Below are 13714 nucleotides of genomic sequence, written 5' to 3'. Positions count from 1 at the left end.
GGACGCAGCGATGCGCTGCGCGTGTTGCCGGGGGAAGACGACGGCGGACTGCGTGATCCGGGTTGCCTGCGCGCAGCGCGTGTGCGCTGGCAAGGCGACGTGCACAGCAAGACAGCAGACTGCAACGCAGTGTCTGCTGCGTGGCGCATCCTTGCGAAAGAAGGGGGAGCTCGCCCCTTCGCGACAATCGGAAAGGGCGAGCGATGCTGCGGTGCGTGCTGCCTCGCTTCAACGAGGCGGGACGAGGCGATCGACGTTCCGGTCGCTGCCGACCGGCACGCGGCGATTTACCACTTGTAGCTCACGTTGGCGTACACCAGCGCACCGTTGAAACCGAACGGCGAGGCGCTGCTGTAGGGCAGGTAGGTGCGCGTGCCCAGGCCGGCTTCCTGACGGTCGGGATACTCGTTGAGCACGTTGTCGCCGCCGATGGTGAAGTTCCAGTCGTCCAACGTGTAGGACGCGGCAAGGTCCAGCGTCCATTTGGCCGCATAGGTCTGGTCGCTGCCGGCGTTGGTGCCGAAGGTGCTGAACTCGCCCCAGCGTGTGGCGGTGCCGGTGAACGACCAGTTGCCCGGCGACCAGGTGCCGCCCAGGAAGAACTTGTCGCGCGGTGTGCCTTCGGTGATGCGGCCCAGCTCCGCGCGGCCGATGCGCACCGCGCCCGGATCGATCGCTTCCAGCGCTGCCGGGTTGTCGGCGATCCGTTCCACTTCGGTCTTGTTGTAGTTGTAGCCGGAGGTCAGCTCCGCGCTGCCGCCGTCCAGGTTCCAGCGATAGGTGCCGACCGCATCCATGCCCTGGGTCTTGGTGTCCACCGCGTTGGTGAAGTAGCGCCCGCCACCGATGCCCGGGAAGCCGTTGGCCTGCAGATAATTGCGCGCCGCGGTGGACGTGAGATTCTCCGACAGCACGATGCGGTCATCGATATCGATCCGGTAGGCATCGATGGTGATGTACAGGTTTTCGACTGGCTGCAACACCACGCCCAGCCCGTAGTTCTTGGATTCTTCGGCCTTGAGCGGTTCGGCGCCGAGTGCGATCGCGGCCGGATTGTCGGTACGGAAGGTGCCGATCTCGAACGGGATCGCGGTGACCGTGCCGTTGGGCTGGGCCACGTTGAGGAACTGGGTGGCGATCGACTGGAAGTTCTGCTGCTGCAACGACGGCGCACGGAAACCGGTGGAGGCGGTGGCACGCAGCGCCACCTTGTCGGTGAAGGCATAGCGCAGCGACAGCTTGCCGGTGGCGGTGTCGCCGAAGTCGCTGTACTTCTCGTAGCGCCCGGCCAGGCCGGCCGAAAGCTTTTCGGTCAGATCCGCTTCCAGGTCCACATACGCCGAATGGCTGTTGCGGTTGTAGTACCCGGCATCGGAGAGCTTGAAGCCCGGGAACACCTGCGCGCCCGGAATCAATGCGCCATTGGCCGATGGAATGCCGCCGTTGGCCGAAGACGCGGCATCGCCCGGCGACTGGTTGAACTTCTCGCCGCGCCATTCCGCACCGAAGGCCAGCGTGACCGGATACGCCAGGCCCCAGTCGAGCGTCTTGGTGAAGTCGGCATTGAGCACGTTCTGGGTCACTTCCAGCGTACCGGCATGGAAGTCGGTCGGGCTGGCCAGGCCCAGGCTGTTGTTCAAGCTGTTGCGCACATCGAAGCTGAGATTGTTCTGGCCGTAGTTGTAGCTCAGGTCGATGTTCAAGCCGCCTTCGGTGGAGGTCTTCAAGCCGCCCACCCACGACACGTCCTTGCTGACGTTGTAGATCTGCGGCAGGAAGCCGTCCGGATAGATTTCCGGGCGGTTGCGGTTATCGCCGGCAAAGCGGAAATAGCCGTTGGAGAGCACTTCGCGGCGGCTGACCATGCCGAACGAGTAGAAGGTCAGGTAGTCGGTGGGGCTGTATTCGCCATTGAAGGAGATCGCGCCCTGGTCGATGTCCGGATCGCCGTAGCGCTGCTCCACGCGGCCGCCGAACGGCAGTGCGCGGTTGGTCTGGTCCGAATGCCCGGCCTGCGCGGCCAGGTGTACCTTGCCGGTGCCGGCGAAGCTGAAGCCGGCATCGCCGGACAGCTGGTACTGCTCGCCATCGCCGGCGCTGTACTTGCCATAACGGCCATTGAGGCTGCCGCCTTCGCCGCTGCCCTTGAGCACCACGTTGATCACGCCGGCAATTGCGTCCGATCCGTATTGCGCCGACGCGCCATCGCGCAGCACCTCGATGCGCTCCACCGCCGCGATCGGAATGGTGTTGAGATCGGCCGGCGAGGACCCGCGGCCCTGAGTGTCGTTGAGATTGATCAGTGCGGTGCTGTGATAGCGCTTGCCGTTGACCAACACCAGCACCTGATCGGGCGAGAGGCCGCGCAGCTGCGCCGGGCGCACCGCGTCCGAGCCGTCGGAGATGGCCGGGCGGGGGAAATTGAGCGAGGGAATTGCGCGTGACAGCGCGGTCGCCAACTCGGTGGTGCCGGTCGATTCCAGTGCCTGTGGCGAGATGATGTCGATCGGCGATGCAGATTCAGCCACGGTGCGGTCCGCCACGCGGGTGCCGGTGACGATCAGCGTGTCGAGGGTTTTCTGGGCGGGAGCCTGCGACTGCGCGACTGCGGTTGATGCAGAAAACGACAAGGCAACAACAACAGCGACTGCGAGTGGACTGGACTTGCAATTCATGCGGTGACGACTCCGAGTGGGGAACGGATGCAGCGCAGGGGCCCCTCCCAGGCCGCGTCTGTTGCGGCACCTGCGGTGCGTTCTCAACCATTAACCACGCGTAACCGTATGTCAAATTTTGGTTATGTTGCGCATGCAACTGTCATTGAACGTATGCTTGTGCCAACGTTGTCATCGTGCACCAAAGTGAGGCGTGGATTGCATTTTCTTAACTGGAGCAACGGACCGCCTTGCCCCATTTTGGGCATCGATACCAGTTATGAAAGTTGTGCATCAAAACGTGATCTGCACCGCAACGGCGCTGCGTTGCGCAGGACCATGAAAAACCACTTCGATATTGTTGCCATCCGGATCAAGCACGAAGGCGGCGTAATAGCTGGGGTGATACGGGCGCAGGCCCGGTGCGCCGTTGTCGCGACCGCCGTGCGCCAGCGCAGCCTGATGGAAGGCATGCACCATGGCGACATCGCGGGCCTGGAAGGCCAGGTGATGGCGGCCGGTCAGTACGCCCTGCGCCACGGTGTCGCGGTCGGACACGAACAGTTCGTCGGCCCAGAAGAATCCTTCGCCTTCGCCGCCGATCGGCACGCCTAGCACGTCGAGCACGGCCTGATAAAAACGCCGGCTTGCCGGCAGGTCCTGCACCACCAGATGCAGATGATCGATCAGGCGGCCACGGCTCAACTGCGATGCTTCCATCTGAATGCTCGGACAAGGACAGGAACTGGCGTGATACCACGGAGCCGGCGCAGGCGTTGTCATGAGCATTGGCGCGGTCTGTGCCGTGCGGGATGGCTGGCGGCAGGCGGGCCTGTCAGGATGCGGGTGACTGCAGCGCCTGGTGATCGCGGCAGCAGGTACGCTGTCCATACGTTCGGTCGTGTTCGGTTGCATGCGCGTGGTGGATACGCAACCCAACGCACACGCCCCGGGCGGGCCGGGGCGTGTGGCGCAACGTGCGCGCTGCCGATGCAACACGCACGCATGGGCTGAAATCCAGTGTGCGATCATCAGAACGGGCGTGGTGGTTATGCAGGGCGTGCAGGCGTTGATCGTGTGCCCAGGCTGGCGTTGCCCCAGCCAGGCACCGACGAACGAACAACTCGGCAGATGACGCGTTTCACGCCCGCGCGCCGCGTGAAGCCGCACCCACAACGCACGTCATCACCCGTAGCTGGCCCACGCCGAGGTCGGCACCCCCGCCACCGACCTCACGACTGCATCAGCCAATTGCGCAGCGCCTCTGCAAGGACGCAGCGCTTACCAGCGGTAGTTGATGCGCCCGTACACATACGCACCATTGAAGCCGAACGGCGACAGGTTGCTGTACGGGAATTGCCCGCTGGTGGAGTTGGCGAAGTTGTTCTCGTCCGGGTATTCGTCCAGCAGGTTGTCTGCGCCCAGGGTGAGCGTCCAGCGGTCCACCTTGTAGCTGGCCGATGCATCCACCACCCACTTGGCGCCGAAGGTCTGGTCGTTGATCGCCGCGGCCGGGCGCGTGCTGTACTTGCCGTAGCGCGTCGCACCCAGGGCCAGCGTCCAGTGCTCTGAATTCCAGCTGCCGTTGACGAGGAACTTGTCGCGCGGAAAGCCTTCTTCGATGCGGCCACGCTCGGTGCGATCGATGCGCTCCAGGCTCAGCCCGTTGGCCGACAGCGCCGCCGGGTTGGCCGCCACGCGGCGCACTTCGGTTTCCGAGTAGTTGTAACCGGCCGTCAGGTCCACGCTGCTGGCGGCCAGCTGCCAGCGGTAGCTGCCCACCACGTCCACGCCACGCGTGCGCGTATCCACCGCATTGGTGAAGTAGCGCCCGCCGTTGATGCCGAAGATGCCCTGCGACTCCAGCAGCGTACGCACGCCGGTACCGGTGAGGTTGGACGACAGCACGATGCGGTCGTCCACATCGATCTGGTACGCATCCACGGTGAGGTAGAGCGCATCGGTGGGTTGCAGCACCAGGCCCAGGCTGTAGGACAGCGAGGTTTCCGCATCCAGCGGTTCGGCACCGAAGGCGCGCGCCACGTTGCTGTCGGCCGGGAAGGTGCGGATCTCGAACGGGTTCGGGTTGCCGGCCAGAAAGGTGGTGCTGGTGGACTGGAAATACTGCTGCGCCAACGACGGTGCGCGAAAGCCCGAAGCCACCGTGCCGCGCAGCGCGATCTTGTCGGTAAACGCATAGCGCGCCGACGCCTTGCCCGAGGCCTGGCTGCCGAAATCGCTGTAGTCCTCATAGCGCCCGGCAAGCCCGGCGGAGAACTTGTCGGTGAAGTCGGCCTCGATGTCGGCGTACAACGCGTAGCTGTCGCGCGAATACTGCCCGGATACGCTGGGTGCGAATCCGCCAAAGCCCTGGGCGCCGCCGGCCAGCGTGCCAGCCTGGAAATACGAGCCCACTTCGCCCGGCGACTGATTCCACTTTTCGTTGCGGTATTCGGCACCGAAGGCCACGGTTACCGGATACGCCAGGCCCCAGTCGAAACCGCGCTTGACGTCCAGGTTGACGATGTTCTGCGTGGTCTCCAGCGCGCCGTCGTAGAACGACATGGACGAGGTCGGCCCCAGGCTTACGTTGAGCGTGTTGCGGGTGTGGAAGTCGATGCGGTTGTAGCCGTAGTTGTAGCTGGCATCCCAGTCCCAGCCGCCGGCGGTGGAGCCGCGCACGCCGGCCACCAGCGAGCGGTCCTTGGCGTAGCTCTGGATCTCCGGCAAAAAGCCCTGCGGGTAGACCGACAGGATGTTCTGGCTGCTGCCCGGCGCACGGAAGAACGCGAACGAGGTGATGTCGCGGTTGCTGGCGGTGGCGAAGGCGTAGCCGGTGACGGCATCGCTGAACTGGTATTCGGTAGTGAGCGAGGCAGCCTGCGCATTGACGTCCGGGTCGCCGATCTTGAACGCCTTCTGTCCCACGGCCGGCTGCGAGACGCTGGGCGCGCCGGCATAGCCGCGTGCGCGGTCGGTCGGGTCCTGCTGGTTGAGCTGGGCCGCCGCGTGCAGCCAGCCGCGCTCGTTGCCATAGGCCACGCCGGTGTCGCCGGACAGCTCGTAGTTGTTGCCGTCGCCGGCCGAGTACTGGCCGAAGCCGGCCTGCAGGCTGCCGCCCTTCTCCGCGCCCTTGAGCACGATGTTGACCACGCCGGCGATGGCATCGGAGCCGTACTGCGCCGAGGCGCCGTCGCGCAGCACTTCCACCCGCGCGATGGCGGCCACCGGAATGGTGTTCAGGTCCACCGCAGCGGCGCCACGGCCGATGGTGCCGTTGAGGTTGAGCAGCGAGGAGGTGTGGCGGCGCTTGCCGTTGACCAGCACCAGGACCTGGTCCGGCGACAGGCCGCGCAGCTGCGCGGGGCGGATCGCGCTGGTGCCGTCGCTCAGCGCCGGGCGCGGGAAGTTCAGCGAGGGCAGGGCGCGCGCCAGCGCGGTCGCCAGCTCGGGGGTGCCGGTGGCCTGCAGCGACTCGGCGCTGATGATGTCGATCGGCGACTGCGATTCGGCCACGGTGCGGTCGGAGACGCGGGTGCCGGTGACGATCACCGTATCCAGGGTGTTGGCGGTGCTGGCCGGCGCGGCGGTCTGGGCCTGGGCGGGAGAGGCAAGCAGTGCAGCGACCACGGTGGTCGCAAGCGCGGAAGGGGGGATGTGCATGACAACTCCGATAACGGCAGCCCGAGCGGGGCCAACTAGACTGGGCGGGTGGCGATCACGGTCGTGCGACGCGCACGTGTTGTCCAACCTGAAGGCGCTAATTATTCGTTAACGCTAGAATGGCGTCGCAGGAGTGCTGCTCATCTGCTCATTCCTTTTCGTTCTATCGGATTGTTCATCAATGATTTCCCTGCGTAACTTCTCCATGCGACGCGGCGAGCGTCTGCTGTTTTCCAACGTCGACCTGACCATGCATGCCGGCTACCGTGTCGGTGTGGTGGGCCGCAATGGCACCGGCAAGTCGAGCCTGTTCGCCGCGGTCAAGGGCGAGCTGGAGGCCGACAAGGGCGATGTCGACCTGCCCGGCAAGGTGCGCACCGCCAGCGTCTCGCAGGAAACCCCGTCCTTGCCGGACCCGGCGCTGGCGTTCGTGCTCGGCGGCGATATCGAGGTATCCGCGGTGCTGCAGGAAGAGGCCGCGGCCACCGCGCGCGAGGACTGGGAAGCGGTCGCCAACGCGCACCAGAAGATGGCCGAGATCGGCGCCTATGATGCCGAGGCGCGCGCCGGCAAGTTGCTGCACGGCCTGGGCTTCCCGGCCGACACCCATCACCGTGCGGTGTCCTCGTTCTCCGGCGGCTGGCGGGTGCGCCTGAACCTGGCGCGCGCGCTGATGATGCCCAGCGACCTGCTGCTGCTCGACGAGCCCACCAACCACCTGGACATGGACGCGGTGCTGTGGCTGGAGCAGTGGTTGCTCAAGTACCCGGGCACCTTGCTGTTGATTTCGCATGACCGCGAATTTCTCGACAACGTGGCCACCCACACCCTGCACCTGCACGGCGGCACCGCCAAGCTGTATGTGGGCGGCTATACCGATTTCGAGCGCCAGCGCATCGAGCACCTGCGCCAGCAGCAGATCGCGCACGACAAGGAACAGGCCGAGCGCGCGCATCTGCAGAGCTTCATCGACCGCTTCAAGGCGCAGGCCAGCAAGGCCACCCAGGCGCAAAGCCGCATGAAGCGCCTGGCCAAGATGGCCGGCACCGAGGCGGTGCGCGCCGAGCGCGAATTCCGTATCCAGTTCGCCCAGCCCAATCGCTTGCCGTTTTCGCTGATCCGGTTGAATCATTTGCAAGCGGGCTACCCCGCTACCCTTCCCCCGCATGCGGGGGAAGGTGCCCAAAGGGCGGATGGGGGCAGCGCGACGACCGTCATCCTGCACGATGTCGGCTTCGGCCTGGAAGCGGGCGACCGTATCGGCCTGCTCGGTCCCAACGGCGCGGGCAAGACCACGCTGGTCAAGACCTTGGTGGGCGAGCTGGCACCGCTGTCGGGCGAGCGCAGCGCGCATCCGGATTTGCGCATCGGCTACTTCGCCCAGCACACGGTGGAATCGCTGCACGAAGGCCAGTCGCCGATGGATCACTTCCGCGAGCTGTCCCCGGATGGCGCCAACCAGGCGTTCCGCGATTTCCTGGGCAAATGGAACTTCGCAGGCGACCGCGCCTTCGAAGTGGTGGACGGCTTCTCCGGTGGCGAGCGCGCGCGCCTGGCACTGGCGCTGATCGCCTGGCAGCAGCCCAACGTGCTGCTGCTGGACGAACCGACCAACCATCTGGACCTGGAGATGCGCGAGGCCCTGGCCGAGGCGCTGAGCGATTTCGAAGGCGCCATCGTGATGGTCTCGCACGACCGCCATCTGATCGGCCTGGTCTGCGACAGTTTCTGGCGCGTGGCCGATGGCGTGGTCGAGCCGTTCGATGGCGATCTGGACGAATACGCCGCCTGGTTGCGCAGCCGCCCGGCCGCGCAAGGTACCAAGCAGAAGATGGCCGAAGTGGCGCCGACCCCGCCGCCGCCGACCAAACCGCTGCCGCCGAAAAAAGCCGTCAACCCGCACAAGCTGGCCAGCGCCGAAAAACGCGTCGGCGAGCTGGAAGCGGCGCTGGCGGCGCTGGACCGCGAACTGGCCAACCCCGGCAACTATGCCGACAGCGACAAGATGGCGGTGCTGGGCCGCGACCGTGAGGCCACCGCGCAGCAGTTGGCCGCCGCCGAGGCGGCGTGGATGGAGTTGATCGAGGGGGTGTAGGAGCGGGGACGCGATGATGGGGCCGGTGACGGTGCCTGTCGATCGATGATGCCTAGAGCTCGAAGGTGACGGAAGTGCGCTTCGCGCCCGTATCCTCATCCGGCGCTACGCGCCACCTTCTCCCACCGGGAGAAGGGAGCAAGCCGTAGCGCTGGTGACTAATGCCCCTCTGCCTGCGGGAGATGGGTTGGGGTGAGGGTACGGCGAAAGACAGCCATTTTGATGGAGAGGCCAGGTGAGGTGCGGCGTCGCCATCTCCCAAGAGAGGCTGTGTCGAGTGCACGCAGGCAATCACCACTGCAACGCATCCAACGTCACCCCAGCTTTTGCTCCACCAACAACCACGCAAGAAACTTCCTCCCAGCCTCGCTCTGCGGCCGCGAGCGCAGCCGCGTCAGCCAATAGCGTCCGGCGTCGATGGTGATCGGGAACGGGCACACCAGGCGCCCGGCATCCAGGTCCTGGCGGAACATCGGCAGCGGCAACAACGCCACGCCGGCGCCGGCTGCCGCGGCGCTGGCCAGGGTCAACGAGGAATCGAACATCGCCCCGCGTGCGGCGATCTCGGCCATGCCCGCTGCGCGAAACCACTGCGGCCATTCGTCCAGGCGGTACGAGCGCAGTAACGGCAGCTGCGCCCGATCGGCCGGTGCGTGCAGGCTGCGCGCCATGCTGGGTGCGCACACCGGCGCAAACGGCGCCTCCATCAGCGCATGGGCGATCTGGCCCTGCCAGTCGCCGTCGCCAAAACGGATCGCCAGATCCAGGCCTTCGCCGGCAAGGTCGACGCGGTTGTTGTGAGTCGACAGGCGCAGCTCGATTTCCGGATGCGCCGCATGAAAGGCGTCTACGCGCGGCAGCAGCCAGCCGGTGGCGAAGGTGCCCACCACGCCCACGCTGAGCACCTCGCGGTAACGGCCATCGGCAAAGCGCTCCAGAGTGGCGGCAATGCGGTCGAACGCGTCGCCGAGCACCGGTGCCAGCGCCGCGCCTTCGTCGGTCAGCGCCACGCCGCGTGGCAGGCGGTGGAACAGGCTGCTGCCCAGGTGCTGCTCCAGCGCCTTGATCTGGTGGCTGAGTGCGGCCTGGCTGACGCACAGCTCGTTCGCGGCGCGGGTCAGGTTTTGATGGCGCGCGGCGGCTTCGAAAGCGCGCAGGGCATTGAGCGGGAGGCGGGGGCGGGGCATGCGAAGAGATTAGGGCAACGCTGATCAAGTAGTCGCAACGGCCAGCGAACTGGCCGATCCGGCTCATGACGCACTTGGATCTACGATCAGCCGTCCTTCCATGCCCGTTTCCGGGCGCTGCGNGGCAACGCTGATCAAGTAGTCGCAACGGCCAGCGAACTGGCCGATCCGGCTCATGACGCACTTGGATCTACGATCAGCCGTCCTTCCATGCCCGTTTCCGGGCGCTGCGGGCCGCTTTTGCGGCCCCGCAGGCGCAACTATCCCGCCAAACGCACCCGCGCCAGGTACAGGTTCGCCAGGCCCAGGGCCACGAAGCAGCGGTTCGCGTTCTTGTCCAGCCCGCGATAACGCACCTTGGCAAAGCCCCACAGCCGCTTCACCACCGCGAACACGTGCTCGACACGGGCACGGATCTTCGACTTGTTGCGGTTCCGCTGGCGCTGCACCTCATTCACTTCGCCACGCTTGCGAACCCGCTGGTTGGTGAAGTCCCGGGCGTGCGGTGCATGCGTGCCGATCAGCGCCTTCTGGCTGGCGTAGGCGCTGTCTCCATAGACCCGGCGTTCCTCCCCGTGCAGCAGGTCTCCCAGCAGGTGCTTGTCATGCACATTGGCCGCCGTCACCGCCGCGCTATGCACCAGGCCGTTACGACTATCCACGCCGATGTGCAGCTTCATCCCGAAGTACCACTGCTGCCCCTTGCGGGTCTGATGCATGTCCGGATCGCGGGCCTTGTCCGCATTCTTCGTCGAACTGGGCGCGCCGATGATAGTCGCATCCACGATGGTGCCCGTGCCCACCTTCAGGCCACGTGCTTCCAATTCCCGGTTCACTTGCAAGAACAGCTCCGCCCCCAGCTCGTGCGTCTCCAGAAGGCGACGAAACTTCAGCAGTGTCGTCGCGTCCGGAACCCGCTCGCGGCCCAGGTCGATCCCCACGAACCGCCGCAGCGCCGTGCTGTCCAGTAGCGCTTCCTCGCAGGCCTCATCGGCCAGATTGAACCAGTGCTGCACCAAATACATCCGCAGCATCCGTTCCAGGCCGACCGGCGGCCGGCCATTGCCTGCCTTCGGATAGTACGGCTCGATCACCGCGCACAGTGCCGACCACGGCACGATCTGCTCCATCGTCGACAGGAACACATCCCGGCGCGTCGGCCGACGATGCTGCTCGAATCCACTGCCCTGATCGGCCGCCATCGCCAATGTCTGCTGTTTCATCGGTCGTTCCGATTTGAAGGAAGGGGCATATTTTCTCCGATAGGGACCGACTTGATCAGCGTTGCCNTGCCCTGATCGGCCGCCATCGCCAATGTCTGCTGTTTCATCGGTCGTTCCGATTTGAAGGAAGGGGCATATTTTCTCCGATAGGGACCGACTTGATCAGCGTTGCCTTAGTTCAATTCATGCCTGGGATCGAAACATCGCGATGGTCGGCCGCTACGCGCGCACCGATACTGCGACCTCTCTCAAGGAGGCAACCGCATGTTGAATCGGCGACAGTTCCTGCACGCAACCGGGGCGGGTTTGCTGCTTGCGGCGTCCAGACCCGCGTGGGCGCTCAGTCCGGCGGTGAATATGGACGATATGCTGCGGGCACACTGGGCGGAGATCGAACGTGGCACCGGCGGCCGCCTGGGCATCAGCCTGCTCGACAGCGCCAGCGGCTGGCGCATCGGGCAGCGCGAGAACGAGCGCTTCCCGATGTGCAGCACCTTCAAACTTGTATTGGCTGCCGCGGTGCTACAGCGGGTGGATGAGGGCCAGCTCTCGCTGGCGCAACCGGTCAAGATCCGTGCCTCCGACATGCTCGAGCATGCCCCGATCACCGAGCGCCATGTCGGCGGTTCGCTGAGCGTGGCCGAGCTCTGCCGGGCGACGATGATCCATAGCGACAACCCGGCGGCCAACCTGCTGTTTCCGCTGGTCGGCGACCCGGCCGGGGTGACCGCCTTCCTGCGCAGCATCGGCGATGCCAAGACGCGCAGCGACCGCTACGAGCCGGAGATGAACCAGTTCGCGCCCGGTGAGCCGCGCGACACCACCACCCCTGCGGCAATGGCATCCACGCTGCGCACGCTGCTGCTCGGCGACGCGCTGCAGCCTGCCTCGCGCAGGCAGCTGACCGACTGGATGATCGACAACCGCACCGGCGACAACTGCCTGCGCGCGGGGCTCACGGCCGACTGGAAAATCGGCGACAAGACCGGCAGCAACGGCACCGACACCCGCAACGACATCGCCATCCTCTGGCGGCCGAAGGATAGGGCGCCATTGCTGCTGACCACGTACTTGAACGGGGCCAAGGTCGACGGCTCAGCACGCGATGCGGCGTTGAAGGATGTCGCGTCCGCCGTTGCCGCTGCAGTCGCAGCAGCAGACACGTTCGCCCGGTGACCGCAGGCGCGGCGGCGGCATCCGTAGGCGCGCACCTGGGCGCGATTGGGGCGTTACCGGTACAGCCGGTCGCGCCCGGGTGCACTCCTACGCGAGGATGCTGCACGCAATGAAGGGGGCGAGCGTCAGCCTGCGTAGGAGCGACCCCGGTCGCGAGGCCGTCGCGTCATGGGCAGGCCCTCGCGGCAGGGCCACTCCTGCGACATGACTCGAAGCATGCGCGCTATCGTTTCATCCTGACGCGCATGGCGCGCCTAGCGGCGCTTGCTGCGTGGCGCCGTGGCCGCCTGCTGCGTCTCCGGCATCAATTCCAGTGCCGACGGCGTGGTGCGCAGCATCGGGCGGAACGCAATGGGGTGGGTACGGCGGCGTGCAAACCGCAGCAGCCGCGACAGCGTGAAGCCGGCCAGCGCCAGCAGCATCACCGCAAAGCAGACCGGCAAGGCGGCCGGGCCGAACTTCTGCATCGCACCGCCGGCCAGCGCCGGGCCGATGGTCGCGCCCACGCCATGTACCAGCAACAAACTGCTGCAACCCGACAGCAGGTCTTCGCGCGGCAGGTAATCGAGCATGTGCGCAACCGCCAACGGGTACAGCGAAAACGCCAGCCCGCCATAGACGAAGAACAGCACGAACAGCAAGGTGGTCTGCGCCTGCACCATCGGCACGGCTGCGGCGATGGCAACGCCGGCCGCCAGGACGCTCACCGCAGCCAGGCCGATGCGGCGGTCATGCCCATCGCTGATGCGCCCGATCGGCCACTGCAGTACCGCGCCGCCGACGATGGCGGTGAGCATGAGCATCGCCACGCCGTCGGCATCCAGCCCGATGCGGTTGGCGTACACCGGCAGCAGGCCCCAGAACGCGCCCATCGTCAGGCCGGAAAGGCCGGCGCCAATCGTCGCTACCGGCGCCAACGCATACAACGTGACCAACCGCAGCCGCGAAACCTGCGGCACGTCGGGCGGGATCAGCCGGGTGGTCATCACCGGCAGGACTGCTGCACAGAACAGGATCGCCGTCAGCGTGAACATTGCCGGAGCACCTGCATCACCGATGGGCAGCAGAATCTGCCCCAGTGCCAGCGCCGACAGGCTGATCGCCATGTACACCGAGAACACCCGGCTGCGCCGGCGCGCATCCGGCTCGGCGTTGAGGCAGCTTTCGATCACCGTGTACAGGCCTACCAGCGCCGCACCGGTGACCAGCCGCAGCACGCCCCAGCCCCAGGGGTCGAGCCAGATCGGATGCAGCAGCACCGCAATGGCCGCCAGCGACGCATAGAACGCGAAGGCGCGGATATGCCCGATGCGCCGGACTAGCGGCGGTGCGAAGAAGGTGCCGAGAAAGAGGCCGGCGAAGTAGCCGGACATGATCAGCCCCAGCGCACGCGCATCGAAGCCGGCCAACCCGCCGCGCACGGCGAGCAGCGTGCCTAGCAGCCCGCTACCGGTCAGCAGCAAGGCAACGCCAAGCAGCAGGGCGGTCAACCGCAGCATGGATGCGGCACTCGTGGGGAGAACGTCGCGTCGATCACGGCATCGAGTGTAACAGTCCGGTGGATGCCGCCAGCGCGGCCTTGGCGTGATATGGCTGGCAGATTCGCAGCGAATCATCGGCAGCAGACGAGTCAGCGCAGGGGACGCAAATCGCCGCAGGCACGCGGCTTTGCGCATGCACTGGCAGTGCGTGCGTCGCGTCGGTCGCCAGTGCGCG

At 66.0% G+C, this 13714-nt stretch carries 7 protein-coding genes and 2 pseudogenes; 3 read left to right on the top strand and 6 right to left on the bottom strand.

Translation table 11 applies throughout. The annotated features are described in order from the left end of the window. Positions 1–287: 287 nt before the first annotated feature. From XCSCFBP4642_RS0114360 to XCSCFBP4642_RS0114350, 3 genes are all read right to left on the bottom strand, one after another. Positions 288–2675: a TonB-dependent receptor plug domain-containing protein gene (locus XCSCFBP4642_RS0114360; protein ID WP_029220403.1), complete on the bottom strand. Its 2388-nt coding sequence runs from the start codon at positions 2673–2675 to the stop codon at positions 288–290. 273 nt (positions 2676–2948) lie between these two features. Further along, positions 2949–3374, bottom strand: coding sequence for a VOC family protein (locus XCSCFBP4642_RS0114355; protein ID WP_029220402.1), 426 nt, complete (start codon positions 3372–3374; stop codon positions 2949–2951). Between the two features lie 561 nt (positions 3375–3935). After that, positions 3936–6317, bottom strand: coding sequence for a TonB-dependent receptor plug domain-containing protein (locus XCSCFBP4642_RS0114350; protein ID WP_029220401.1), 2382 nt, complete (start codon positions 6315–6317; stop codon positions 3936–3938). Positions 6318–6498: 181 nt separating this feature from the next. Here XCSCFBP4642_RS0114350 and XCSCFBP4642_RS30805 point away from each other — a divergent pair. Further along, positions 6499–7473 (top strand): annotated as a pseudogene (locus tag XCSCFBP4642_RS30805) (ABC-F family ATP-binding cassette domain-containing protein); the annotation flags it as partial. A gap of 60 nt (positions 7474–7533) precedes the next feature. Next, positions 7534–8412 (top strand): annotated as a pseudogene (locus XCSCFBP4642_RS30800) (ATP-binding cassette domain-containing protein); the annotation flags it as partial. 314 nt (positions 8413–8726) lie between these two features. On the opposite strand, the gene ampR reads toward XCSCFBP4642_RS30800, so the two are convergent. After that, positions 8727–9599 (bottom strand): LysR family transcriptional regulator AmpR, encoded by an 873-nt coding sequence (gene ampR, locus XCSCFBP4642_RS0114340; RefSeq protein WP_029220399.1) that lies wholly within the window; start codon positions 9597–9599, stop codon positions 8727–8729. 260 nt (positions 9600–9859) lie between these two features. Next, positions 9860–10822, bottom strand: coding sequence for an IS5 family transposase (locus XCSCFBP4642_RS0114335; RefSeq protein ID WP_029218204.1), 963 nt, complete (start codon positions 10820–10822; stop codon positions 9860–9862). A gap of 264 nt (positions 10823–11086) precedes the next feature. Here XCSCFBP4642_RS0114335 and bla point away from each other — a divergent pair, with 264 nt between their 5' ends. Beyond that, positions 11087–11998: a class A beta-lactamase gene (gene bla / locus XCSCFBP4642_RS0114330; RefSeq protein WP_029220398.1), complete on the top strand. Its 912-nt coding sequence runs from the start codon at positions 11087–11089 to the stop codon at positions 11996–11998. A 254-nt stretch (positions 11999–12252) separates the two neighbouring features. Here bla and XCSCFBP4642_RS0114325 read toward each other — a convergent pair whose 3' ends face one another. Continuing rightward, positions 12253–13497, bottom strand: a complete 1245-nt coding sequence (locus XCSCFBP4642_RS0114325; protein WP_029220397.1) for an MFS transporter — start codon at positions 13495–13497, stop codon at positions 12253–12255. Between the last annotated feature and the right edge of the window lie 217 nt (positions 13498–13714).

Source organism: Xanthomonas cassavae CFBP 4642 (genome assembly GCF_000454545.1).
Taxonomy (GTDB): domain Bacteria; phylum Pseudomonadota; class Gammaproteobacteria; order Xanthomonadales; family Xanthomonadaceae; genus Xanthomonas; species Xanthomonas cassavae.
Note: the sequence above shows the minus strand (reverse complement) of the source record. Positions and strands in the feature narration are given on the sequence as shown.